This is a genomic window from Bartonella rattaustraliani AUST/NH4 (genome assembly GCF_000312565.1).
In the GTDB taxonomy this organism is placed as follows: domain Bacteria; phylum Pseudomonadota; class Alphaproteobacteria; order Rhizobiales; family Rhizobiaceae; genus Bartonella; species Bartonella rattaustraliani.
Window position 1 is genome coordinate 33,247 of sequence record NZ_CALW02000005.1, and the last position, 25,918, is coordinate 59,164.

Sequence of the window (25,918 nt, forward strand, 5' to 3'; positions counted from 1 at the left end):
AAATCTTTTGAGAAAATGGGGGAAGGTTGCCATTTTTTCTCTTTATAGTTTGGTATATAGTTTTCAAAGGGAAAGAATTGGAGATTTATCTTCCAATTCCTCCCATGGGTTATGTGAAATTAAGAGAATTAACTTTTTGTCGTCTTGCGCTCTGATTTTGACGCGCGTTGGCGAGTGTTTGCCTGATCACTTGAGATGGATTTCTTTGCGTTGTTTGAGGCCATTGTAGTATGACGACTTTTAGAGGAAGTTGTTTTACCATTATTGTAAGTATTCATTATATTCTCCTTTTAAATTATCTGGCTTAAAGCCAGTACAATCAAAACGGGCATGCCAAATAGTAGTTCCAAGCGTTTTTTAAAAAGTTAATATTTTATTAAAAATCATTAAGATAGAAGTATCACGCTTTTGCAGAAATGTTTTTTACTTTTCAGAAAGAGAGTCTTTCAAAGATGTTAGTATTTGATGTTACGTCATGTTTTATAGCGCGTAAAAGAGTACGTGTTTGATGATTTTTGCACTCTAATATTGGAAGAAAGACTTTAAGGAGACAGCCTATCTTGCAGTGTCAAGCCTTTCAGTATCAAGATTAGATCTATATTTTAAATGATAGGAATAGAAACGGGAAGCGCATGAGATGAAACATTGAAAATGCTATAAAACTATGATGAGAAACATTTAGCTTTCGATATAAATTTTGTATGGTTTCAAGAAAATTCTATGGGTATTACAGAAAGATAGTTTTGTTTTTGTTAAAATTCGAATGGGAGCAATGAATGCGCTTAGGTGGGCGTTTGCGTGCGGCAATAGATATTCTACAAGAAATAGAAACGCAGCATAACCCTGCAGGTGAGGCTTTAAAAGCTTGGGGGCTTTCTCATCGTTTTGCGGGATCTAGTGATCGTGCAGCAATTGGTACAATTGTTTATGATGTTTTAAGGCGCTATTATTCTTTACAATGGCGTATGGAGAGTGATGATATCAGGGATATCGCTTTTGGCGCTTTATTAGATGCTGGAAAAATGACAATTGAGCAAATCGACGATGCGTTAGAAGGAGATCGATTTGCACCACAGCTCTTAGGAGATAGGCAGCGCCGATCATGGCAAAAACAGCAATTGGTTCATGCACCAGATTATATTCGTGGTGATATTCCCCAATGGTGTAAAACACATCTGGGTCCTGTATTTGCCGATAATTTTGTCATTGAAGCTGCTGCGTTGGCAACACGCCCTCCCTTAGATCTACGTGTGAATAGCTTAAAAACAACGTCGGAGAAGCTGCTTCAAGCGTTAGTAAAGACTAAAGCTCAACCGTTAAAATGGTATCCGCAAGCTTTAAGGATTGCACCTCTTGAAAAATTTGACCGTCATCCCAATGTTCAAACGGAACGCGCTTTTCAAGAGGGACACTTTGAAATACAGGATTTAGGATCTCAGATTGTTGCTGATCTTGTAGAAGCAAAAGCAGGTATGCAGATATTAGATTATTGTGCTGGAGCTGGTGGTAAAACCTTAGCTTTAGCAGCCAGTATGAAGAATCAAGGGCAAATATATGCTTATGATTCCAACAAAGTCCGCCTAGTTCCTATTTTTGATCGTCTTCGACGTGCTGGTGTTTGTAATGTACAGGTACGGGAGCATGAAGAAGAATTAAAGCTGTTAGGAGGTCAGATGGATATTGTTTTGCTCGATGCACCATGTAGTGGTACAGGTACGTGGCGCAGGCGTCCAGATACGAAGTGGCGTTTAACATTAGAGCAGGTGAAACAGTGCCAAACAGAACAAAGAGCTATTTTAAACAAAGCTATAGATTATCTTACACCAACAGGGCGTTTGGTCTATATTACGTGCTCTCTTTTCGTAGATGAAAATGAGGCACAAATTGCCCATTTTCTTCAACAGCATTCTCATTTTTACCCAATCAATATGCGTGCACTTTGGCAGAAACATTTTCGTTGTACGCCGGTGCAACCGATTTTTTCAAATTATGGACTTACCTTATCGCCAGCAACAACAAAAACCGATGGTTTCTTTTTGTCTGTGTTGCAAAAAAAACATTGATACGTGCCTTTTATCTTAAATTTTACGATAAGAACCTTTTTTGAGAGTGAACAGACTTGTGAAAAGAGCAAGCATTGAATAATAATTCTTATTGGTTCGCTTTTATAATGATTGATTGGTTTCCTATGAGCATATCATATCCAGACACTGTTTTTATTATTGATTTCGGTTCACAAGTAACACAACTTATCGCACGGCGGGTGCGAGCGATGGGTGTTTATTGTGAAATTATTCCTTTTCAAAGCGCTTTAGAAAGTATCAAGCGGATAAAACCTAAAGCTATTATTTTATCAGGAAGTCCTTATTCAGTTATTGATAATGGCTCGCCGCGTGCTCCGATGGAAATTTTTGAAATTGGTATTCCCGTTCTTGGTATTTGTTATGGTGAGCAAGTGATGTGTGTTCAGCTTGGGGGAGAAGTTGAGGCTGGACATGAGCGTGAATTTGGGCGCGCTTTTTTGGAGGTGCAAGAAGAAAGTGCTCTTTTTGATGGTGTTTGGGAAAAAGGCTCTTGTTATCAAGTATGGATGAGTCACGGTGATCGGGTGGTGGTTTTACCAGAAGGTTTTCGTGTCATAGGAACATCAAAAGGCGCTCCCTATGCTGCTATTGCTGATGAAAAAAGGCGCCTTTACGCATTGCAGTTTCATCCTGAAGTTGTTCATACACCGGATGGCGAAAAACTGTTGCAAAACTTTGTTCATAAAATTTCTGGTCTTAAAAGCAATTGGTCAATGGCTTCTTATCGTGAGCAGGTAATTGCTACAATACGACAAAAAGTTGGGAAAAATCGTGTCATTTGTGGTCTTTCAGGTGGTGTGGATTCATCTGTTGTGGCTGTGCTTCTCCATGAGGCAATAGGAGATCAATTGACATGTATTTTTGTAGATCATGGATTCATGCGCAAAAATGAGGCTGAAGAAGTTCTCACACTTTTTCGTGATCATTATAATATTGAACTTATTCATGTTAATGCTGCCGATATGTTTCTTAATGCTTTGGAGGGGGAAACAGATCCAGAGAAAAAGCGTAAAATGATAGGTCGTCTTTTTATTGAGGTTTTTGAAGAAGAAACAAAAAAGATTGGAGATGTAGAATTTTTAGCACAGGGCACGCTTTATCCAGATGTCATTGAAAGTGTTTCAGCTGTTGGTGATGCTATAACAATTAAAAGCCACCATAATGTAGGGGGGTTGCCGGAACGGATGAAGATGAAACTTGTGGAACCGTTGCGTGAGCTATTTAAGGATGAGGTGCGCGCGCTTGGGCGAGAGTTGGGTTTGCCTGAGCAGTTTATTGGTCGTCATCCTTTTCCGGGGCCTGGTTTGGCGATTCGGTGTCTAGGTGCAGTGACACGTGAAAAATTAGCAATTTTACGTGAAGCAGATGCCATTTACCTTGATGAAATTCGCAAAGCTGGTCTTTATGATGAAATTTGGCAGGCTTTTGCTATTCTTCTTCCCGTTCAGACGGTTGGTGTAATGGGTGATGGACGCACTTATGAATTTGTCTGTGCCCTTCGTGCAGTCACGTCTGTAGACGGAATGACCGCTGATTTTTATCCCTATAATATGGAGTTTTTAAGCAAAACAGCAGCACGCATTATTAATGAAGTCAAGGGGATTAATCGTGTTGTTTATGATGTAACCTCAAAACCTCCTAGTACCATTGAATGGGAATAATTTCAATGAAATACAATCTCTTAAGAAGAGAGTCTTGTGCAAAGTTGGATATTCGAACAAGTAAGCAGGAGAAGAGAGTTTCTGAAAAATGGTAATTGACCAAGTTATGGTTTAAAAAAAATCATGGGCTGATTTTGTGTTATCTCATATCGTTGAAAATTGAGAGGTGTGAAGTTTTACATGTCCGAGAAAAAAATTGTTGCACATCGTGGTGGTGCTCATCTTTATCCTGAAAATACACTTTCGGCGTTTCGTCATGCTATCGCGTTGGCTGTTGATGAAGTCGAATGTGATGTTCATTTGCTCAAAAGTGGTGAAGTGGTTGTCTTTCACGATTTTCGTCTAGAACAGTTGGTTGGGAAAACAGGGTATATTCATGATATTGATAATGAAATACGCAAACAACTCTGTGTTAAAGGCAGTACTGAATCTCCCCCTTTACTAGAAGAAGTTCTTGATCTTTTGAAACCGACCAATGTTGCACTGCATCTTGAAATTAAAACATGTGGTGAAGTTGAACGTGAGATGATTTTATCCCAAAAAGCACTTGCAATAATAAAAAGCAGAAATCTGGCTGAACGGGTTTCTGCAATTAGTTTTGATCCTATGAGTCTTCACCCTTTTATTGAAGCAGGAATAACAGCTGGTCCCTGTATTGATCATTTTGAAGGTGATATGCACCAACATTTTTCGGAGTGGAAAAAAATGGGATATTCTGATCTGAGTTTAAATGGCTCCATTGTTTCACGAGATTTTATTGATGCTGCACTGGATTCTGGTTTTACTGTAGGGGTATGGACAATCAATGGAAGAGCGCGGTTATCACATTGGCTTGATATGCCTGTACATTATATTACAACAGATCAGCCGGATCTTGCCTTAGAATTACGAGCACAAAGATAAAATGCCTCTTTAAGACAAAGCGATATTCCTTAGTAAAAGTGAGATTGATGGGAAATATTTGCTGATATAGGATATCGATAACACATTGATTTATAATGATTATTTGTTTTTTCTTGCCTTGAATTAATTTTTTTACTTGGCTTTACACTATCAGCGGGGTTGGCATATGGGTAAAAATTATAAAGGAAAGGAGGAAAAATGCCCCTCATGAATCGCTTTCGCAAGGGTTGTCGCAACGCCTATGCGCTGGTAAAGTGAGTGATGGTGCCGGTTTATAAGTGTGAAGATGGTGGTGCTTAATGGATTTATCGTTATATAATTCACCCACACCGGCGTGAAATGGGTTTAGGGGCTCTTAAGAGATGTCTTTTTAAAACAAGCTCATGAACACAACGTGGTGGTGTTCTGTTTTGCATGAAGTCCGTGATCTCATTAAAGAACGTGAGAAACAAAAGCGTGAGGCAATGCGTAATCTTCATTATCTCTTTGTCTTATACTTTAAAGTGAAAAAAGCCTGAATTTGAAGTGCTCAGTTCCATAAAAGCAGAAAACTCTCACAGAATGTGGCGTTCATTGTAAAGTTGTTGATCACAATTGCGCACTGTTTTTCTTTTTTGAATAGCAAAGAAAGAGAGACTGTTTTGTGCTTCTTCATATGTTTTGAGAATGTATCTAGAATGGAATTTTTCTCAGAGAGCACTTATATTTTTTCAAATACTTAAAGAAGTATAGATGTTTGAAGGCCTAATATTTCAGTATTCATATGAGAAAATAAAATGCAAGATTTTTCTTACGATATCTCATATAAACTACCACGGTTATTCTATTTACAAGATTCTAACTTACTACTTTCCATGTATGATGGTTTGCATTGAGAAATTCATAAGAGACATTTAATTTTAGCGTTTTTTAGTTATACACTGATCTTTATTTATGATGTGTAAGAAGGGTATGGATACAGTATGGAAAGATTTTGAAATAAGAAAGTTTTACGATATTCGAGTTTCTCATTCGAAATGATAAATCAATGTGCTGGTACAAGCTGGCACCATCATTTTCTTTACTAGCCTTACGAGATCCCAATATATTTATAAGCTCATAGTGTTGCGACAGCCCTTGTAATCAGGTGTAAGAGGCATTTTTCCTCCTGCCTTCTATCATTTCATCCACATACCAATCCCGCTGATGGTATACAAGAAAACGAATAAAATGGGTTCAACATAAAAGAGGTTTGAAGTAAGAGAATCTTACAATATTCGGGGTTACGATTCAAGGTGAATGATGGAAAGTTATTCTTATGAATTAATATGTTGCTACATCATGAACTTATACGATAAGTTATTTTTGTTTTTTAAAGCACACCCTTATACTGGTTCTGTTTACAGTTTGTAGCACAGAGATAAATATGAAATAAAAGAACATTCATCATCCAAGTTTCACCATTATAGTTCTAAGTTAATTTTTCAAAAATTTAACAGTAGAGTTTTTATTCATACCAAGAGATACATGACATTTTGAGTTTTTCTTCATTTTGCAAGAGAGAAGGGAGTTTTTTGCCATTGAGTTACCGTTCTTCAAAACAAAAGGAGCCCCCTTTATAAGATGATGCGTAAGGTTTTTCATTCACAAATAAACCACGGAAATCATTTCTCAATAAACCGTAAGTTTTCTGTAAATCTTTGATGATCAGTTTATAGGATTTTTTGCGAGAATGCACTTAACTCTTGTCAAAGGGAATTTTATCCCACTTCCTTTAAAAATGCCTTAAGAGAGAGCTTTATTTACAATTCTAAGAATTCTGATTTCATTTACTTATTGTTTGTGCGTTTTCCTGTGGTTTTGTTAAAAGTATGAAAATGTTGATGAGGAACAGTAAAACTTAATTCTTGACCATAGTCGTTTGTGAGGCGTTCTTTTATTTCAATGGTAAAAATAATGTCATTCCAACGCGTTAAAACATGACATCTTGTTCCGACAGGCTTGATCAATTCAATTTGTGTGTGGAAGATAGGTCCTTTATCTGGATATTCTCCCAAGAGGATGACTTCTGGTCTAAATGCTAAAAGGTCAGCTTCTTCATTACAAGAAAATGAACGACCTAAGTGTTGTTCTAAAATTGGGCGATCAAGAAAATTCATAGGAGGAGAACCAATAAAATCAGCAACAAATATTGTTGAGGGGGTGTCATAAATTTCCATTGGGGTTCCAATTTGCTCGATAACTCCTTTATTCATAACAATTATTCTATCGGCTAAGGTCATAGCTTCTAGTTGATCATGGGTAACATAAAGGCTGGTTGTTCCCAATGAGCGCTGGAGCGTTTTAATCTCAATACACATTTGCGCTCTTAATTTTGCATCAAGATTTGAGAGAGGTTCATCAAAAAGAAAGACACGAGGTTGACGCACAATAACGCGCCCCATAGCAACGCGTTGGCGTTGCCCCCCAGATAATTGTCGTGGTTTACGATCAAGAAATGGCTCTATTTGTAAAAGTTTGGCAACATGTGCGATCCGTCTCTTTATTTCATCTTTAGGCGTTTTGCGATTTTTGAGACCATATTCTAAATTTCCACGTACTGTCATATGGGGATAAAGTGCATAATTTTGAAAAACCATAGCAATATCACGATCAGCAGGTTCACGGTTATTGATACATTCGTTATCAATATAGAGTTTACCTGAAGTAACTTGTTCAAGTCCTGCAATAATGCGTAATAAAGTTGACTTACCACATCCTGAAGGTCCAACAAGGACAAGAAGTTCCTTATCGGCAACAGTGAGATTTAAATCGTCAATGACCAGAATGCCGTTGTCATACTGTTTTTTAATATGTGATAACTGGATTGTGGCCACAATTATTTCTCCGTTTCAATAAGACCCTTGATAAAAAGCCGCTGCATGCAAATAACAACAAGAACAGGCGGCACTATGGCAACGACCGATACTGCCATAAGGATATTCCATTGAGGATCATGTTGAATTGATTCAACAATGAGCTGTTTTAAAATAATAAGAATAGTTTGGTGATTTTGATCAGTTGTCACGATAAGAGGCCAAAGATACTGTATCCATCCATAAATAAACATAATGATAAATAAAGCAGCGATATTACTCTTGCTAAGAGGAAGAAGGATATCTTTAAAAAATTTAAACGGTCCTGCGCCATCGACGCGCGCTGCTTCTAGAAGTTCATCTGGAACAGTCAAAAAAAACTGACGAAATAAAAATGTAGCAGTTGCAGATGCAAGAAGTGGAATAATCATCCCACCATAAGTATTGACCATGTTTAACTTTGCAACAATTGTGTATGTTGGGATAACGCGAACCTCCACAGGGAGCATCAATGTCACAAAGATAAGAACAAAAGCAGTTTTTCGGAAGGGAAAGCGCATGTAAACAATTGCATAAGCAGAAAGGAGTGAAATAATAATTTTTCCAATACTAATACCCAATGCCATAATGAGTGAGTTTATTAAGAGTGGCCAGAGGTTAGGCAGACCAAGTTGTTCAAGCCCATCACCAAAGATTGTTTTGTAGTTTTCTAAAGTATGACTTCCCGGTAAAAGAGGCAAGGTTCCAGAGTTGAATGTCGCTGAACTATGCGTCGATGCAATGATAGCAACATAAACCGGAAAGCAAATAATAATAATGCCAACAATGAGAATGACATGGGTTAGAAATTTCAAAATAGGGCGATTTTCAACCATCATTTTTACCTAATACTGCACACGTCGCTCAATCCAGCGGAACTGAATAAATGTTAAGATAATAACCATTAACATTAATATTGTTGATTGTGCCGCTGAGGCACCGATTATTTGATTTTTAAAACCATCATTATATACTTTATAGACGAGAGTATTTGTTGCACGTGCAGGACCTCCAGAAGTTACGTTATCGATGATACCAAATGTGTCAAACATAACATACTGGATGTTGATGATAAGAAGAAAGAATGTTGTGGGTGAAATTTGTGGGAAAACAACAGTCCAAAATCGCTTAAAAGGACCAGCGCCATCAATTGCAGCGGCTTCTATTTGGGAACGTGGAACAGATTGAAGCCCTGCAAGAAAAAAAAGAAAATTGTAGGAAATTTGTTTCCAACTGGCTGCAATGATAATAAGGATCATTGCTTGTGTGCCATTGATCCGATAGTTCCAGACAATTCCCATTTTCTCTAGAAGAAAAGGGATAATTCCAATAGTTGGATGAAAGATAAATAACCATAAAACTCCTGCCAGTACTGGAGCAATGGCATAGGGCCAGAGCAAAAGTGTTGTATAGGCCTTTTTAGCATGGATGACACGATCAACACAGACAGCAAAAAGAAGCGCTATTGTCATTGAGGTGACAGTCACTGAAATAGAAAATATTGCGGTTGTGACAAACGATTGTAAATAATCAGGATCAGAGAGAATTGTCACATAATTTTCAAAACCGATAAAGGTTGTTGTAAAACCAAAAGGATCCTCACGCTCAAAAGATGATTTGATCGCTTGAGCAGCAGGCCAAAAGAAAAACAAAAAAGTGATAATGAGCTGAGGCAAAAGCAGCCAATAAGAGAGTACACTATTTTTGAAATATGCTTGCTTTTCTTGCATTTGCAGGGTTCTTTAAATACATAAGATTTACAAGGGTAAAAAACCACTGAAAAAACTCAACTGTTTAGTTGAGTTTTTGGTCTTTGAAGACATGAATAAAACCTTAACGATTGGCTTTCTCAAACTCACGCAGGAGCTTATTGCCACGTTTAACAGTTTCATCTAATCCATCTTTAGGTGTTGTGGAGCCATTAAGGACAGCCTCTAATTCTTGATCAAGAAGGGAACGAATTTGCGATAAATTACCAAATCTTATACCTTTTGAGTTAACAGTTGGCGGGTTGAGATTGATTTGTTTAATGGCAATGTCTGCACCAACATTTTTTTCGTAGAAATGCTGTTTTTTACTCAATTCGTAAGCGGCTTTGGTAGTTGGAAGATAACCTGTTGTCTGGTGCCATTTCGCTTGATTATCAGCTTTTGAGAGAAATTTAAGAAAAGCGGCGGCGCCTGCATATTCCTGAGGTGTATGACCTTTCAAAGCCCAAATAGAAGCACCACCGATAATTGAATTTTGTGGTGCGCCTTTGACATCTTCATAGTAAGGCAACATACCAAATCCGACATCAAACTGTGCTTCGGAAAGGATTCCTGCGCGAGATCCTGAAGATTGCATAAAAATTGCGCAATGTTGTGTCATAAACAGTGGGGGTGCATCTAATGCACCAGCAGGACCACCATAGCGGAAAATGCCTTGATCAGACCATTTTTTCAGATCCGTCCATAGGCGTATTTGTAAAGGCCCATTAAAGGCAAGTCTTGAATCAAGCCCACTAAAACCATTTTCTTTTGTTCCAAAAGGAATATTGTGTAACGCTGAAAAATTCTCTATGCCAATCCATTGAGCGGCATAAGACATCGTAAAGCCGCAGCGTGCTGCTTTCGTTTCAAGAATTTTTTTGGAAAATTTTTCAATATCTTGCCACGTTTTTGGGGGTTGTTCTGGATCAAGCCCTGCTTTTTTAAAGATATTTTTATTATAGTAAAGGATTGGTGTTGAAGCATTGAATGGCATAGATAGCATGCGTCCTTCAACATCAGAGTAATAACCACTGATAGCAGGCAAATAATCTTCAGGATCAAATTCTTGCTTTGTATCAGCCATAAGTTGATAAAGAGGATAAACTGCGCTTTTCGCAGCCATCATAGTTCCAGTTCCAATTTCATAAACTTGGGCGAGAACAGGTTGTTGTTTTCCACGAAATGCTGAAATGAGTGAAATCATACCTTCTTCATATTCACCACGAAATGAAGGAACAACTTTATATTCAGATTGACTAGCATTAAAGTCATTAATGAGATGTTCAGTTTGTTTTCCTAATTCACCGCTCATAGAATGCCAAAAACTAATTGTTGTCCGTGCAAAACTTACTGTTGTTGCACTAAGAGCAATCATAAAAACTGCTATAGAAAGATAAAAACGATTCATGGTTCACCCTTTCTGAAGTGATGGAATACAAATTACCTCTAGATTGATAGTATTACACATGAATATGCCATGACATGTTTTATTTCAGAAATACACCAGCCCATTTAAACAGGAACCACCAAAAGGTCAAACGAATTTGTAGAGATTTATCAGTTTTTCCTTATAAGAGCTGTTGTGTGTTGATGAGATAACAATAAACAGTTGTGAAAAATTGTAAGGGTTCAATGAAATACAACATTTTGTCGATATGCAGCTTGAATTACAATCCCGAATACCCGTAAAATTCTCTCATTTCAAACCTTTTTATGTTGATCGATTTTGCTCATTTTCTGGTACACTATCAGCGGGATTGGCATGTGGATAAAATGATAGAGAAAAGAAGAAAAAGGCCTCTCATAAACCGCCTTAATGTAAGGGATTTTGCAACAGTATGAGTTTGTAAATATATTGGGAGTGCGTAAATAGAGTGATGGCGCTGGCTTGTATCTTCATAAATGTAAAGATGGTGACGCTCAATGGGTTTATTGTTATACAATGCATCTACGGCGTTGTGAAATGGGTTTAGGATTTCTAAGACATGTCTCTTTAAATAAAGAAAATTTGAGGATATTAATAGAGAGTGAATATTATTTAATGAGACAAAATGCCGTAAGAGTGGTGTAGTATTGATATCTATCGTTTTAAAAAGATTTGCAAAGGTTTATGAAAAACAAGCATTGAGGAGTTTTGTTTGTTGTACATATTACTTATCTTGTAATTTTTGCATAATAATTTTATGTGAAGCTTGTAGTATTCTACGGACCATAACGCTTTCTAAAGTTAATTTTTTTAGCTTGAATCATCTAAGGAATATTGCTTTTTAAATTTTCTTATACACGCATCAAAATAATGCTTTGGATTCAGCTTAGGAAATTTTCTAATAAGTTTTGTTATTAACGGGAACAAAGTCTTTCGAAGGATGTTTAACGATAAAGCCATTGAACACTACTATATTTACTTATACAAGGCTTTATCTACACAAGGGGATAAGCCAGCATCATTATTCTCTTTACGAGCTTATGGTATATTTACTAGCTCATAGTGTGGCGACAGCCCGTGCATGAAAGCGGCTCATGAGAGGCACTTTTCCTTTTTTTCTAGTTTTTATCCCTATGCCAATCTCGCTTATATGGTGTACAAACACATGAATAAAATTGATTCATCATGAACCGATCTGAAATGAGAGAATCTTACCATATTTGGAGTTATGATTTACGTTGAATAATGACAGTTATATCATTATAAATCAATAAGCCTTTTGTCTAAAGGGATCCTTGACCTATAGCAAAATCAGTTTATTTTCATATTTTTGTACAAGTTGGCATCATTATTAGTATTCGCAGTTTCTATTACAACAAACTTCTGCATGAGGATGATTTGTAAAAGACATTTTATTCCTTCATTTTAAGCGATTTTTATTCATACCTTGATTCCATTTATGAGATGCAAGGGAATGAATAGTTGTGATGGATTTATCATGAACGGGATCAAAACTAAGAGAATCTTACAACATCTGTGAGGCGTATTGAATATAAACCATGAATGATCACAATAAATTAATGTCTTGCTAAGAGTAGGAGACTTTGATCGATGTGACTGTTTCTGTTCGTGCAAAAATAGAGAAATGATTGTGTAGATAATATGAATTTTACGGACAAAAAACATTTTAAAATAAATTGTTTTCAAAAATTTTGCATAGAAGATATTTTTTAGATATGAGTCGATGAAGCTGTCCAATCATTGTATCTATGGGGGTAATTTTCTGCCCATAAATTATTTGGTTTAGATATTGAATGACTATTATTGGTCGCAATCTTAAATTCTAATGGCTGTCATTTTATTTTTGTACGGATGAGAGTTGTGTAATCGCATCGATAATGGTTTTAACATTATGCTCCATCATATCAAGATAAGTTGCAGCGGGACCATTTTCATTTGAGAGTGCATCAGAATAGAGTGTTCCACCAATTTTTAACCCCGTTTCTTTTGAAATTTGTTTTATAAGACGAGGATTAGAGATATTTTCAACAAACAAGGCTGCTGCTTTATTGGTTTTAATTTGTTTGATAAGTTGAACAACATCAGCAGCGCTAGCTTCAGCTTCTGATGAAGAGTTTTGAGGTGCAAGTATGGTGAAGCCATATTCTTGGGCAAAATAACCAAAAGCATCATGAGATGTGATGATAACGCGCTTGTCCTTGGGGATTGTGGCAATTTTGCTTTTAAGGGTTTCTTGCATTGCTTCCAGCTTTTGAATGTAGGACTCGGCATTTTTTCTATAGTTTGCACAGGATTTTTTATCCATTTCGCAAAAAGCAGTGGCGATATTTTGGACATAAATTTCAGCATTCGGGATTGTTTGCCAAGCATGTGGATCAAGACTGTCATGATGGTAGTGTTGCGTATTCTTGTCTTGATTTTTGTTTTCAAGAGGGGAAATATTGGCGCTGACTTTGACAAGACGCGCTTTGGTGCCACTTGCGGTAATGAGGCGATCAATAAAACCTTCTAAGTGAAGTCCATTGACGAAAATAATATGAGAATTTTTAAGAGCTTGTGCATCACGGGGGGTGGGTTCATAAGTGTGGATACTCGCGTTTGGGCCAACAAAAGTGGTCAGAGAAATATGGTCGCCTCCTATGTTTTTAACAAAGTCTGCAAGAATAGAAAAGCTCGCGATAACCTTAATTTTGTGATCTGCAAGAGTGGAAAATGGAAAAAGGGAAAGTAAGAAGAGAGTTCCAAAAAAAACAGGTTTTTGAATAAATTTGAACATATTATTTCTTTAAGTTTAGAAAGTAGTTGTAAAAAAGGTGGGGAAACCATGCTACAATAAAGCCGCGTGGACTTATGAAGCAGGAAAAAAGATAAAGAGATCCTGCAGCAATGATAATAGCAGGGCCGGAGGGAAGAGATAGATGAAAAGAAAGTAGGAGCCCACATATGCTTGCAATGATTCCTAAAAGGATGGAAAGTATACAGATAGGACCCAAGCGCGAAAGCCAAAAACGCGCTGTAATTGCTGGGATCATCATAATGCCGACAGAAAGTAATGTCCCCAATGACTGGAAACCACCAACCAAATTCAATACGACAAGTCCCAACAATGATAAATGAACATATTTGCTCAAGGGAGAGAGTGATTTAAAAAAGAAAGGGTCGAAGCTTTCTACAAGGAGTGCACGCCATAAGATGTAAAGGCTGCACACTGTGATCACCATGATAGTGGTGATCAGAAAAATGGCTTGTGTATCAAGTGCTAGGACCGAACCAAATAAGAAATGGAGCAGATCAGTTGCAGAATTTTTCAGTGAAACAATCATGACACCTGCCGCTAGGGCAATCAGATAAAAGACAGTCAGTGAGGCATCTTCCTTCTGAAAGCTATTTCTTGAAATCAAGGCGGTTGCTAAAACAACAATGAAGCCAGCGATGAGACCGCCAAGTGTCATAGATATAAGCGAGAAACCACGAAAAAGGAAAGCAGCTGCAACACCAGGAAGAATGGCGTGGGATATAGCATCTCCTGTTAAACTCATTCCACGCAGCATCAAAAAGACACCAACAGGACAGGCACTGATTGATAGGAGAATCGATCCGATAAGAGCATTTTGCATAAAATGGAAATCAATAAAGGGTGCAAGAAAAAATGCGTACACGTATCATAATCCCATAGAGTGAGAATCATGGAGAGGAAAATGTTGGTTGAATGCGCTGATACATGAAGAGTTGGAGATAAGAGGTTGTTGCATAACCTGAGGCATGTTGTCGTGGAAAAACAGTGTTGTTTCTCCATAAAAAGCGTTTTGTTTATGAATGTGAATCATTTGGGGAAAATACTCTTGCACAATGAGAGGATCATGGAGTGCTGTAAGAACTGTTCGTCCTTGTTGTTGCCAGTGTGTAATGAGTGCCAGAAGGTCTTTTTGGGTATTCTGATCTACACCATTGAAAGGTTCATCGAGCAAAATAATATCGGCATCTTGTACAATAATGCGTGCAAAAAGGGCGCGTTGTAATTGCCCACTTGAGAGCGTATCCAGTGAACGGGTGGCGAGAGCTGTAAGCCCGACCATTTCAAGCGCATTTTGAATTTTAGAGTCATAAGGGCGTTGATTTTTCCATAATCCACAAAAAGACCACAATCCCGTTTTTATAAGTGCTTTGACGTCAATGGGGAAGGTTCGATCTATATCACACTGTTGAGCAAGGTAAGCAACTCGGCTTTTTGAAGGCTTAGCAACTTTACCTTTGAGAGGTTTAACCAGTCCAGCAATGGCTTTCAGTAATGTAGATTTTCCAACGCCATTATTGCCTGTTATTGCGACCAATGAGCCAGCCTTTAGCTTTGCTGAAAAGCTTTTTATAGTTATTCTGTTTATATAGCCTAATGTTGCATGATCGAAATTGAGCTCCATAGTTCACACCACCTTTGTATTTATCCCGAGATGTTATGTAATAATATAACGTTTGTCAATGAAATGTTACATTATTACATGTGTTTTGGGCATTGAAATTTTTAGTGGGAAGATCGTGGAAAATTCAAAATAATAATTGAATTTTTCTTGACGAAAAAAAGTGTGTGTATACTATATATAGTATCAAAATGATTGGTGATTCTAAATAGGCACAAGTGAGGGTATAGTGTGTTTCGTTTGGCGTCTAAATTATTTCCGTAATATAATTGCGAAGATTTTATTGACCAAGGGTAGAGCGGTGTTTTTTACTAAAATATCTTTCTTGGGGGAATTTCCTTTCGTTTTTGTAAGTTAATTTTGTCATGAAAGAGTAAGCTAAGCGTTGGAGATTTCTCGCTGAGAGCGTTATTTTTTTGGCAACTGGAGGAAATTGTAATGCAAGCAAAGGGTTGTTTTATAATAGAGGAGCCTTACCATTTAAGTTATAGAATAACCGTTTATTCTCATCATAATTTCTAAATGATTTGGTGAGAATTTTTGTGATGTTTCGAAAACTATATATTGTTTGAACAAGAGTATAGCCACGTGTGTTTGCGTACGGTTTCTGTTTCTTGCGTATCTTATGGAGTTATTAGAATGAGCACCCTTCAAGGGTTGATTTTTTGAAAATTAGAAAGTTGAAGAAAATGCCGGTCACTATTTATAGCAAGCCATCTTGCGTTCAATGCGATGCTACGTGTCGTGCTTTTGATGCTAAAGGGATTGATTATCAGGTTATCGATATTTCTTGTGATGAACAAGCTTATAGTTTTGTTCAATCTCTAGGGTATCGTCAGGTTCCTGTCGTGGTTTGTGGTGAAAGTCATTGGTCTGGTTTTAGACCAGATATGATTAGTGGTCTTTAGTATTTAATGGGGCTTCTTGTTTATTATTCGAGTGCAACGGGTAATACAGAGCATTTTGTTTCTCAATTGGGACAAAAGCTCTTCAAGATTGATAAAAAAAAACCGTCATTGTTAGTTGGCGAGCCTTATGTATTAGTTGTTCCGACCTATGCAGATGGTGAAGGGAAAGGAGCTGTGCCAAAAGCAGTTATTCGTTTCCTCAATGAAGGAGAGAATCGCAAATTCATTCGTGGTGTCATTGGTGGTGGGAATCGTAATTTTGGTCGCTATTATAATTTAGCGAGCAAAATTATTGCTGAAAAATGTTTTGTACCTTGCCTGTATCGTTTTGAACTGCGTGGAACCGATGAAGATGTTATTTGTGTAAAAAAGGGATTGGAAAGATTTTGGAAACAAATAGTGTAGAACAATCACAGAAATCAGGTCAGATCACGGATTATCATGCACTCAATGCCATGCTTAATCTTTATGATGAAAATGGTCATATCCAATTTGATATGGATCGTCTTGCTGCACGGCAGTATTTTCTTCAACATGTTAATCAAAATACGGTTTTTTTTCATAATCTTAAGGAAAAAATAGATTACTTGATAGAGGAAGGTTATTATGAAAAAGCTCTGTTTGAGCTTTATGATTTTTCTTTTATTAAAAAGCTTTTTAAACGCGCTTATGCATTTAAATTTCGTTTTCCAACTTTTGTGGGTGCGTTTAAGTACTATACGAGCTATACTTTGAAGACTTTTGATGGGAAGCGCTATCTTGAGCGTTATGAAGATCGTGTCTGTCTTGTGGCTTTGTATTTAGCACAAGGAAATAAAACTCTTGCTGAAATGCTTGTGGATGAAATTATTACAGGGCGATTTCAACCTGCAACACCAACATTTTTGAATGCCGGCAAGAAGCAACGTGGTGAATTGGTATCATGCTTTTTGTTGCGCGTTGAAGATAATATGGAATCGATAGGGCGTTCGGTTAATTCAGCTTTACAACTTTCGAAACGTGGTGGAGGTGTAGCACTTTGTTTGACCAATTTGCGCGAAGCAGGAGCACCCATTAAGCAAATAGAAAACCAATCTTCAGGTGTATTACCTGTGATGAAACTCTTGGAAGATGCGTTTTCTTATGCCAATCAACTTGGTGCACGGCAAGGGGCGGGTGCCGTTTATTTACATGCACATCATTTAGATATTATGAGGTTTTTGGATACAAAGCGTGAGAATGCTGATGAAAAGGTCAGAATCAAAACGCTTTCGCTTGGTGTTGTTGTCCCTGATATTACTTTTGAGCTTGCACGCAATAACGAGGATATGTATCTTTTCTCGCCTTATGATATTAAGCGTGTCACAGGAAAACCTTTTAGCGATATTTCTTTGACAGAGCATTATCGCTCTTTTGTTGATAATGCACAGATTCGTAAAAAGAAAATAAATGCACGTGTCTTTTTTCAAACATTAGCAGAAATTCAATTTGAATCAGGCTACCCTTATATTTTGTTTGAGGATACCGCTAACCGAGCTAATCCTGTTGCTGGACGTATAAGTATGAGCAATTTATGTTCAGAAATTTTGCAGGTGAGTGAAGCAAGTGAACTGGAAACAGATTTGACTTATCGCACTGTTGGAAATGATATCTCTTGTAATCTTGGTTCTATGAATATTGCAAAAGCAATGGATAGCAGTGATTTCGGGCAAACAGTAGAAGCTGCTGTTCGTGCTCTTACAACTGTTTCTGATATGAGTGATATTGCCTGTGTGCCTTCTATTGCGAAAGGTAATGCTGAAAGCCATGCGATTGGTTTGGGACAAATGAATTTGCATGGTTTTTTAGCGCGTGAGCAGGTCTATTATGGATCTCCAGAAGCAATTGATTTTACCAATATCTATTTTTATATCGTAACCTACCATGCAATTCGTGCTTCCAATTTAATTGCACGCGAGCGTCAAGAAGTGTTTGTGGGGTTTGAGAAATCAACTTATGCAGATGGCAGTTTTTTTACAAAATATATTGAGAAAGAATGGAAGCCGCAATTTGCACTTGTACAAGAACTTTTTGCACGTAATAACATCGTTATACCCAGCCAAAAGGATTGGCAGGAGCTCAAGGATTTAGTTGTTGAGTATGGGCTTTATAACCGTAATCTCCAGGCTGTTCCTCCTACGGGATCGATTTCTTATATTAATTATGCAACATCTTCTATTCATCCAATTGCTTCAAAGATTGAAATTCGCAAAGAGGGAAAAATTGGGCGCGTCTATTATCCTGCTCCTTACATGGATAATACGAATTTGCATTTCTACCAGGACGCTTATGAGATTGGACCTGAAAAAATTATTGATACTTATGCTGCAGCTACACAGCATGTTGATCAGGGGCTTTCATTGACATTATTTTTTCCTGATACGGCCACGACACGTGATATTAATCGTGCACAAATTTATGCCTGGAAAAAAGGCATAAAGAGTATTTATTATATACGGTTGCGGCAAGTGGCACTAAGCGGAACGGAAGTTGATGGCTGTGTTTCGTGCAGTCTATAGGAGACAATGATATGACAAAGATTACAACGAAGAATCCTGTTGTTTGTGCTGTTAATTGGAATAGATTACACGATGAGAAAGATCTTGAAGTATGGAATCGCTTAACGGGAAATTTTTGGTTGCCTGAAAAGGTTCCGCTTTCGAATGATATTCCTTCATGGTCGAGTTTGACAGAAGAAGAGCGTAAGCTAACGATTCGTGTTTTTACAGGACTGACTCTTTTGGATACAGTTCAAAACACTGTAGGCGCCATTTCACTTATGGCTGATGCCATAACAGAGCATGAGGAAGCGGTATTAACGAATATTGCGTTCATGGAAGCAGTTCATGCGCGTTCTTATTCCTCTATTTTTTCAACTTTATGTTTGACAGTAGAAGTTGATGATGCCTTTAGATGGTCAGAAGAAAATGTTCATTTACAGAAAAAAGCCCGATTAGTGCTTGAGCGTTATGAAGCAGATGATCCGTTAAAGAAGAAAATCGCTTCGACTTTGCTAGAAAGCTTTTTATTTTATTCTGGTTTTTATTTACCAATGTATTGGGCAAGCCGCGCTAAATTAACCAATACAGCTGATCTTATTCGACTGATCATTCGTGATGAAGCTGTACATGGTTATTATATAGGCTATAAATTTCAATTGGGATTTGCAAAACTTGATGAAATTAAAAAGAAGGAAATTAAAGATTTTGCTTTTAATTTACTCTTCGATTTGTACCATATTGAATGCAAATATACTGAAGATCTTTATGATACACTTGGCTTAACAGAGGATGTAAAGGTTTTTCTTCATTATAATGCGAATAAGGCTCTCATGAATCTTGGGTTTGAAGCTCTTTTCCCACCAGAAGTTTGCCATGTAAACCCTGCTATTCTGGCGGCTTTATCACCAAATTCTGATGAGAATCATGATTTCTTTTCAGGGTCGGGATCTTCGTATGTCATTGGTAAAGCGGTTGCAACCACAGATGATGATTGGGAGTTTTAATGCTTATATGTGAAGAGGAGAGCGCGGGGGATACCATTGAGGTCTTTGCGTGTTTTGAGATGCTGGAAGCCATTCTTTTCGAATAAGTTGCAAACATCTTTTTCTTGAGAATAGCCAATTTCGACAGCTATAAAGCCTTTTTCTTTTAAGTAGTTTGCCGCTCTGTGAGCGGTTTTCCGATAAAAATCAAGACCATCTTTCCCACCGATCAGTGCGCGTAAGGGGTCATACAGACGCACTTCCTTTGCAAGGTTTTGGATCTCTTCTTCTGGGATATAAGGTGGATTAGAAACAATGAGATCAAATTGACCTGTGACAGCGTTAAACCAATTACTGAGAAGAGGTGTAAAACGGTTTGCAACCTCCGCATTTTCTGCATTTTTTATGGCTGTTTGAAGAGCATCTTCGGAAATATCAACTGCCACTGCAGAAGATTGGGGAATGTGTTTGAGAATGGTAATGGCAAGAGCACCACTCCCTGTGCCCATATCAAGCAGCGTTATTTTGTTTGATTTCTCTCCCTGTTTTTTGAGGAGTGGTAAAACAAGCTCTATGAGCGTTTCTGTATCGGAGCGCGGTTCTAATGTATCGCGAGATAATGCGAAAGATATACCATAAAATTCTCGTTTTCCGATAATACGATAAACGGGTTCGCCAGCAATACGTTGTTGTATGGCATGTTCTAGTTGTGCGATTGTCTCAAAGGATAAGCGCTGAGATGGTTGTAAAATTCTATCAGAGGCAGTGGTATTTGTTACCCATTCAACAAGTATTTTTGCCTCAAGGTTGGCCTCAGGAATCCCATGATCGCGCAATTTTTTTTGCGTTTTTAGAAGAGTGTCATTGAGAGTATGCGAGCTCATCCATGATGATCCATTTCCGTGAGAAGTGCTGTCTGATGATCGGAAATGAGAGCATCAATAATCTCATCAAGGTCTCCTTCCAGAATACGATCAAGTTTGTAGAGCGTAAGATTAATACGATGATCCGTAACACGTCCTTGAGGAAAATTATAGGTACGAATACGTTCTGACCGGTCACCAGAGCCAACTTGATTTTTGCGGGATTGAGAACGTTCACTTTCCGCTTTTTGTCGTTCCATGTCAAATAAACGTGCGCGTAAAATTTGAAGTGCTCGTGCACGGTTTTGGTGCTGTGATTTTTCCGCTTGTACAACCATAATTCCTGTTGGAATATGCGTGATACGAACGGCTGAATCGGTTGTATTGACGTGTTGTCCTCCTGCGCCAGAGGCACGCATTGTATCAATGCGGATATCTTCTGGACGAATTTCAATATCAATTTCTTCTACCTCTGGAAGGACTGCAACGGTCGCAGCAGATGTATGGATGCGCCCCCCTGTTTCTGTTTCAGGGATGCGTTGCACACGATGAACGCCTGATTCGAATTTCAGTTTAGAAAAGACACCTTTCCCTGAAATAGTGGCAATAATTTCTTTATATCCACCCACTTCTCCCTCATTAAGCGAAAGCACTTCCGTTTTCCAGTTATGAGAGGCGGCATAACGCTCATACATGCGAAAAAGATCACCGGCAAAGAGCGCTGCTTCTAATCCTCCTGTTCCTGCTCGAATTTCCACAATAGCGCTTTTTTCATCGGCAACATCTTTAGGCAAAAGCAGAATTTGGAGTTCTTGTTTAAGTTGTTCCACTTTTTGACATAATAATGGTAACTCTTCTTGTGCTAAGTTACGCATTTCTATGTCTGTTATTTTATCATTGATGATAATTTCCAGCTCTGAAATTTCTCTGTAAAGAGCATTTAATGCGCGGATAGAATGAACAATAGGCTGTAATTCTGCATATTCAGAAGCTAATTTTACATATGTTTCAGCATTTGGGCTTTGAGCCATTTGATCTTCAATTATTTCAAAGCGTTTTTCAAGCTGTTTCATACGATCTTGTGGCAAAGAAACCATGATAATATTGGCCTAATTTATAATAATATTTTTGTTGTAAGATTGGTGATCAAATACTTTATAACATCAGATAAAAGAGGTTCGTAAAGCAGAAAACCCTTCTTGCCAATAAAAACCGATAGTTCTGAAGATAAACTTGTTTAAAATCTGGTTTGTACGGGCTAGATCTTTGCTTATACATATGAAATTATTGATTTAAGTATTGCGTTTTTTTCCATAAATTTCAAGACGATGATGAATAATATCATAGCCAAGGGATTTAGCAATTTCTTCTTGCAGATTTTCAATGACATCAGAATGAAATTCAATAACTTTTCCTGTTTCTATATCAATGAGGTGATCATGGTGTTGTCCGTCTGCTTGCTCAAAACGAGACGGTCCACCACTAAATGTATGGCGATGAATTTTTCCATTTCCTTCTAATATTTTCATAGTTCTATAAACAGTTGAGAGCGAAATACTGGAATCTATCTTATGAGCACGCTGAAAAATCTCAAACGCGTTCGGATGATCATTTGTATCAGCCAAAATATCAAAAATAATACGTCTTTGACGTGTTACTCTTAGACCTGCAGTTCGCAACTCTTGCTCATAGTTTCGCTTTTTATTCATCTTCTTCATTATTTGTTTTTCAAACGAAGGCTCCATGACAATGTTTGTACTTCTTTTCTGAACCACAAGGGCAACGTTCATTACGTCCTACTTTCCCCCATGTGGATAAATCGTTAGGGTCGCGGTCTTTCGGATTCACCACGCGATTCTCTTTTGAAAGTTTCCACAAAGTTGGCTGAATATCTTCACCTTTATCATTACGAACAAGAGAATCAGCATTCATTTTTTTATCTGCAGGTGGCTCTGTGGGGGATTGAGCAATTTCAAAAGACATCAGTTTAGAAGTAACGATTCTCCGTAAATTTCTAAGCATGGCCTGGAAGAGTTCAAATGATTCCGTCTTATATTCGTTGAGTGGATCCCGTTGTGCATAACCACGAAAGCCAACAACAGAGCGCAAATGGTCTAAACTTACCAAATGTTCGCGCCATAAAATGTCAATAGTTTCAAGCAAAATAGCCTTATGAAAATAAGCCATAACTTCTGGAGAGTAGCGTTCAATACGCTCGTTTTCAAGTTTTGTGAGAGCGTCTGATACGCGTTCTAAAATCTGTTCTTCGGCAATTCCATCTTCCTTAACCCATTCTTCTATGGGAAGTTCAAGGTTGAAAAGTTGGTGGATTTTGTCTTGTAGAGCTTTTGCATTCCATTTTTCCGAATATGTTCCAGATGGAATATAGGTCTCTACGAGGTCTTCAACCACTTCATTGCGCATTTCAATGACCATGTCTGTTAAATCGTTTTCATTCATAACTTCCATGCGCTGTTCAAAAATAACCTTGCGTTGGTCATTCATGACATCATCATATTTTAACAAATTTTTACGAATTTCAAAATTTCGCGCTTCGACCTTTTTCTGCGCTTTTTCGAGAGCCTTATTGATCCATGGATGCGTAATGGCTTCATTTTCTTTTAGTCCTAATTTTTGCAGCATACTATCCATACGATTAGAGCCGAAGATACGCATGAGATCGTCTTGAAGAGAAAGAAAGAATTTTGAGCGACCAGGATCACCTTGTCGACCGGAGCGTCCGCGCAGCTGGTTGTCAATACGACGGCTTTCATGGCGTTCAGTAGCGATAACATAAAGCCCCCCAGCAGCTAATGCTTCTTCTTTAAGCTTTCTAACATCTTCTTTAATTTTTTCAATTTGAGCAGTCCGTTCTTCTCCATCGGGCATGTCCTGTAACTCTTGTCGGATACGCATTTCAATATTACCACCAAGCTGTATATCAGTCCCACGACCAGCCATGTTGGTGGCAATAGTTAAAGCTCCGGGAACTCCTGCTTGTGCAATAATATACGCTTCTTGTTCATGATAGCGAGCATTTAAAACTCTAAAATCTGTAATGCCTTCTTTTCGTAAACGTTCTGCTAATTGTTCTGATTTTTCAATAGACGTTGTTCCAACAAGAATAGGCTGTCCTTTTTCATGAGCTTGACGGATATCACGTATGATAGCACGATATTTTTCTTCTGCTGTTCGATAGATTTCATCATCTTCATCAAGACGCTGTATGGGTAAATTCGTGGGAACTTCTACAACTTCAAGACCATAAATATTATTGAATTCCTCAGCTTCGGTAACGGCGGTTCCAGTCATCCCCGACAGTTTTCTATACATACGGAAATAATTTTGGAAAGTGATAGACGCGAGTGTTTGATTCTCTGGTTGAATAGCAACATGCTCTTTAGCTTCTAGAGCTTGATGAAGTCCTTCAGAGTAACGCCGTCCTGGCATCATACGACCTGTAAATTCATCAATAATAACGATTTCGTCATTACGAACGATGTAGTCCTTGTCACGAACAAACAATTTATGGGCTTTAAGCGCGTTATTGATATGATGAACGATAGCAACATTTTCTATGTCGTAAAGACTTTCACCTGTAAGATGTCCGGCTTGTTCAAGCATTTTTTCAATTTTTTCAGTACCAATTTCGGTAAAAGTCGTTGTTTTTTGTTTTTCATCTATTTCATAGTCTTCTGAAGTCAAGGCAGGAATAAATGTATCAATAAGGTTATAAAAGTCTGTGCGATCCTCTAGAGAACCAGAAATAATAAGAGGGGTACGTGCTTCATCAATGAGGATTGAATCAACTTCATCGACAATTGCATAATGATGACCGCGCTGAACCATTTGATGAGGATCAAAGGTCATATTATCACGCAGGTAATCAAAACCCAATTCATTATTTGTTGCATAAGTGATGTCACATGCATAGGCATCTCGACGCGCCTCATTATCAAGGTCATGGAGAATCACACCCGTTGTTAGCCCCAGAAAACCAAAGATTTTTCCCATTGTTTCAGCATCACGACTAGCAAGATAATCGTTTACCGTAACGACATGAACACCCTTTCCTTCTAATGCATTTAGGTAAATGGGTAGAGTTGACATGAGTGTTTTACCTTCACCGGTACGCATTTCAGCAATGCCACAATCATGAAGCACCATTCCACCAATAAGCTGTACGTCAAAAGGACGCATATTATAAACACGCTTTGCTGTTTCACGGACAGTTGCAAAAGCTTCTGGGAGAAGAGAGTCAACAGTTGCACCTTCAGAGAGACGTTTACGAAATTCATCAGTCTTTTGACGAAGCTGTGCATCACTTAATTTCAGGAACTGTTCTTCCAAAGCATTAATTTGTACGACTCGCTGGCGCAGAGCTTTGAGGCGTCGCTCTTGAGCTGAGCCAAAAAATTTACGAGCAAAGACACCTAAACTGACCATCTCTGGCCCTTTCCTTTAATTGTTCTCATTATTTTTGGATACGGCATATGTTATCCTCATGAATTTGCACTTCCAAGGCATTTTAATATAATTTGACGAAGAAAATATTACCATTATACTTTTATTGAGGTGCAATTTTTCACTTCACTATAAAAATAGAGATAAGAGGCTAAATGCACTGTGTCAACTTCAGTGATGATGTTTATTTTATCCAATACAAAAGAATTGAGGATACAAGACGCTATTATTTTTTATATTGTCATGTTTTTTGCAATGTTAAGAAGGGTTGGATAAACGAGGATAAAAGGATAAGTTTATGTTTTTTAAATGAAATGACTTAAATATTATTTATCATGTTTAGAGATTAAAATGTTATGGGAAAGAAAATAAGAATCTTAAACCGGCCTTCATTTTTAAGGAGTATATTTATGAAATCCAATTTTATCATGCTGTTTTTGGTATCAACTTTATTGGCAAGTACGAGTCTAGGGGTGGTTGCCCGAGAAAGTTCGAATACACCGTTGAGCGATTTAAAGGATTTGGAAAAGGTTTCTGAAAAAACAGTTCCTCCTTCGCATATTATGGCAGTTATTGATGGGAAGAATATTACAGCAGGGCAATTGGATGAGCTAGCGCTTGAAATAAATCCTAATTTAGCGCGTCTTCCTGATGAACAACGTCGTGTCATGGTTTTAAAAGCTTATTTGGATATGCAAGCACTTGCTAAAGCAGCTGTTCAAGCAGGAATTGATAAAAGCGAAACTTACAATAAACGTATGGCAGTGATGCGTGATAATGTCCTTCAACAGCTTTATTTTAAGCAGGCCGTTGTTGATAAAATTTCAGATTCTGATTTGGAAGCTCTTTATAAGAAAGAAGTTGCTGCTTTGCCTAAAGAGGATGAGGTGAAAGCGCGTCATATTTTAGTGAAAACGAGCAAAGAAGCAGAAGCTATCATTAAGCGTTTAAACAAGGGCGAGAGTTTTGAAGAGATTGCAAAAAAGTACTCAACCGATGGTTCAGCTGCTGTTGGGGGTGATCTTGGTTATTTTAGCCATGGTCAAA

General features: G+C 37.8%; 19 protein-coding genes and 1 pseudogene. 9 read left to right on the top strand and 11 right to left on the bottom strand.

The window, feature by feature from the left end:
• The first annotated feature begins 776 nt into the window (after window positions 1–776).
• From BN67_RS00205 to BN67_RS15360, 4 genes and pseudogenes are all read left to right on the top strand, one after another.
• Window positions 777–2,063 carry an RsmB/NOP family class I SAM-dependent RNA methyltransferase gene (locus tag BN67_RS00205; protein ID WP_019222165.1) on the top strand — a complete coding sequence of 429 codons (1,287 nt, stop codon included), beginning with the start codon at window positions 777–779 and terminating at the stop codon, window positions 2,061–2,063.
• Between the two features lie 125 nt (window positions 2,064–2,188).
• Window positions 2,189–3,745: a glutamine-hydrolyzing GMP synthase gene (gene guaA, locus BN67_RS00210; protein ID WP_026088068.1), complete on the top strand. Its 1,557-nt coding sequence runs from the start codon at window positions 2,189–2,191 to the stop codon at window positions 3,743–3,745.
• Window positions 3,746–3,925: 180 nt separating this feature from the next.
• Window positions 3,926–4,648 (top strand): glycerophosphodiester phosphodiesterase, encoded by a 723-nt coding sequence (locus BN67_RS00215; protein WP_019222167.1) that lies wholly within the window; start codon window positions 3,926–3,928, stop codon window positions 4,646–4,648.
• A gap of 198 nt (window positions 4,649–4,846) precedes the next feature.
• Window positions 4,847–5,133, top strand: a pseudogene (locus BN67_RS15360) (integrase); the annotation flags it as partial.
• Between the two features lie 1,323 nt (window positions 5,134–6,456).
• On the opposite strand, the gene BN67_RS00230 reads toward BN67_RS15360, so the two are convergent.
• The 7 genes from BN67_RS00230 to BN67_RS00260 all read right to left on the bottom strand — a co-directional run bounded on the left by BN67_RS00230 (window position 6,457) and on the right by BN67_RS00260 (window position 15,137).
• Window positions 6,457–7,503, bottom strand: coding sequence for a sn-glycerol-3-phosphate import ATP-binding protein UgpC (locus BN67_RS00230; protein WP_019222170.1), 1,047 nt, complete (start codon window positions 7,501–7,503; stop codon window positions 6,457–6,459).
• A gap of 2 nt (window positions 7,504–7,505) precedes the next feature.
• Window positions 7,506–8,357 (bottom strand): sn-glycerol-3-phosphate ABC transporter permease UgpE, encoded by an 852-nt coding sequence (ugpE, locus tag BN67_RS00235; protein WP_019222171.1) that lies wholly within the window; start codon window positions 8,355–8,357, stop codon window positions 7,506–7,508.
• A gap of 9 nt (window positions 8,358–8,366) precedes the next feature.
• Window positions 8,367–9,251, bottom strand: a complete 885-nt coding sequence (ugpA, locus tag BN67_RS00240; RefSeq protein ID WP_019222172.1) for a sn-glycerol-3-phosphate ABC transporter permease UgpA — start codon at window positions 9,249–9,251, stop codon at window positions 8,367–8,369.
• Window positions 9,252–9,354: 103 nt separating this feature from the next.
• The gene (gene ugpB, locus BN67_RS00245; RefSeq protein WP_019222173.1) at window positions 9,355–10,680 is read right to left on the bottom strand and encodes a sn-glycerol-3-phosphate ABC transporter substrate-binding protein UgpB; all 1,326 of its coding nucleotides are present in this window, start codon (window positions 10,678–10,680) and stop codon (window positions 9,355–9,357) included.
• 1,876 nt (window positions 10,681–12,556) lie between these two features.
• Window positions 12,557–13,495, bottom strand: a complete 939-nt coding sequence (locus BN67_RS00250; protein WP_019222174.1) for a metal ABC transporter solute-binding protein, Zn/Mn family — start codon at window positions 13,493–13,495, stop codon at window positions 12,557–12,559.
• A 1-nt stretch (window position 13,496) separates the two neighbouring features.
• On the bottom strand, window positions 13,497–14,378 hold the full coding sequence (locus BN67_RS00255; RefSeq protein WP_019222175.1) for a metal ABC transporter permease: 882 nt from the start codon (window positions 14,376–14,378) through the stop codon (window positions 13,497–13,499).
• Between the two features lie 3 nt (window positions 14,379–14,381).
• Entirely contained in the window at window positions 14,382–15,137 is a 756-nt protein-coding gene (locus BN67_RS00260; protein WP_019222176.1) for an ABC transporter ATP-binding protein, read from the bottom strand.
• Window positions 15,138–15,823: 686 nt separating this feature from the next.
• Between BN67_RS00260 and nrdH the strand changes: the two genes are divergently transcribed.
• Genes nrdH through nrdF form a run of 4 tightly spaced genes read left to right on the top strand, consistent with a single transcriptional unit; the run spans window position 15,824 to window position 19,565 of the window.
• Entirely contained in the window at window positions 15,824–16,042 is a 219-nt protein-coding gene (gene nrdH, locus BN67_RS00265) for a glutaredoxin-like protein NrdH (protein ID WP_019222177.1), read from the top strand.
• 6 nt (window positions 16,043–16,048) lie between these two features.
• Window positions 16,049–16,447, top strand: coding sequence for a class Ib ribonucleoside-diphosphate reductase assembly flavoprotein NrdI (gene nrdI / locus BN67_RS00270; RefSeq protein ID WP_019222178.1), 399 nt, complete (start codon window positions 16,049–16,051; stop codon window positions 16,445–16,447).
• Window positions 16,429–18,579, top strand: coding sequence for a class 1b ribonucleoside-diphosphate reductase subunit alpha (gene nrdE / locus BN67_RS00275; protein ID WP_019222179.1), 2,151 nt, complete (start codon window positions 16,429–16,431; stop codon window positions 18,577–18,579). The genes nrdI and nrdE overlap by 19 nt, the downstream gene beginning before the upstream one ends.
• Window positions 18,580–18,590: 11 nt before the next feature.
• The gene (nrdF, locus tag BN67_RS00280; protein ID WP_019222180.1) at window positions 18,591–19,565 is read left to right on the top strand and encodes a class 1b ribonucleoside-diphosphate reductase subunit beta; all 975 of its coding nucleotides are present in this window, start codon (window positions 18,591–18,593) and stop codon (window positions 19,563–19,565) included.
• On the opposite strand, the gene prmC is transcribed toward nrdF, so the two are convergent.
• The 4 genes from prmC to secA all read right to left on the bottom strand — a co-directional run bounded on the left by prmC (window position 19,562) and on the right by secA (window position 24,853).
• Window positions 19,562–20,428: a peptide chain release factor N(5)-glutamine methyltransferase gene (gene prmC / locus BN67_RS00285; protein WP_019222181.1), complete on the bottom strand. Its 867-nt coding sequence runs from the start codon at window positions 20,426–20,428 to the stop codon at window positions 19,562–19,564. The two genes, nrdF and prmC, sit on opposite strands and share 4 nt — an antisense overlap.
• Window positions 20,425–21,504, bottom strand: a complete 1,080-nt coding sequence (gene prfA, locus BN67_RS00290; RefSeq protein ID WP_019222182.1) for a peptide chain release factor 1 — start codon at window positions 21,502–21,504, stop codon at window positions 20,425–20,427. Before prfA ends, prmC begins: the two co-directional genes overlap by 4 nt.
• A gap of 195 nt (window positions 21,505–21,699) precedes the next feature.
• The gene (locus tag BN67_RS00295; RefSeq protein ID WP_026088069.1) at window positions 21,700–22,197 is read right to left on the bottom strand and encodes a Fur family transcriptional regulator; all 498 of its coding nucleotides are present in this window, start codon (window positions 22,195–22,197) and stop codon (window positions 21,700–21,702) included.
• Window positions 22,136–24,853: a preprotein translocase subunit SecA gene (gene secA / locus BN67_RS00300; RefSeq protein WP_019222184.1), complete on the bottom strand. Its 2,718-nt coding sequence runs from the start codon at window positions 24,851–24,853 to the stop codon at window positions 22,136–22,138. Before secA ends, BN67_RS00295 begins: the two co-directional genes overlap by 62 nt.
• 428 nt (window positions 24,854–25,281) lie before the next feature.
• On the opposite strand from secA, the gene BN67_RS00305 reads away from it, so the two are divergent.
• The coding region (locus tag BN67_RS00305; protein WP_019222185.1) for a peptidylprolyl isomerase at window positions 25,282–25,918 on the top strand (637 nt) is incomplete at its 3' end.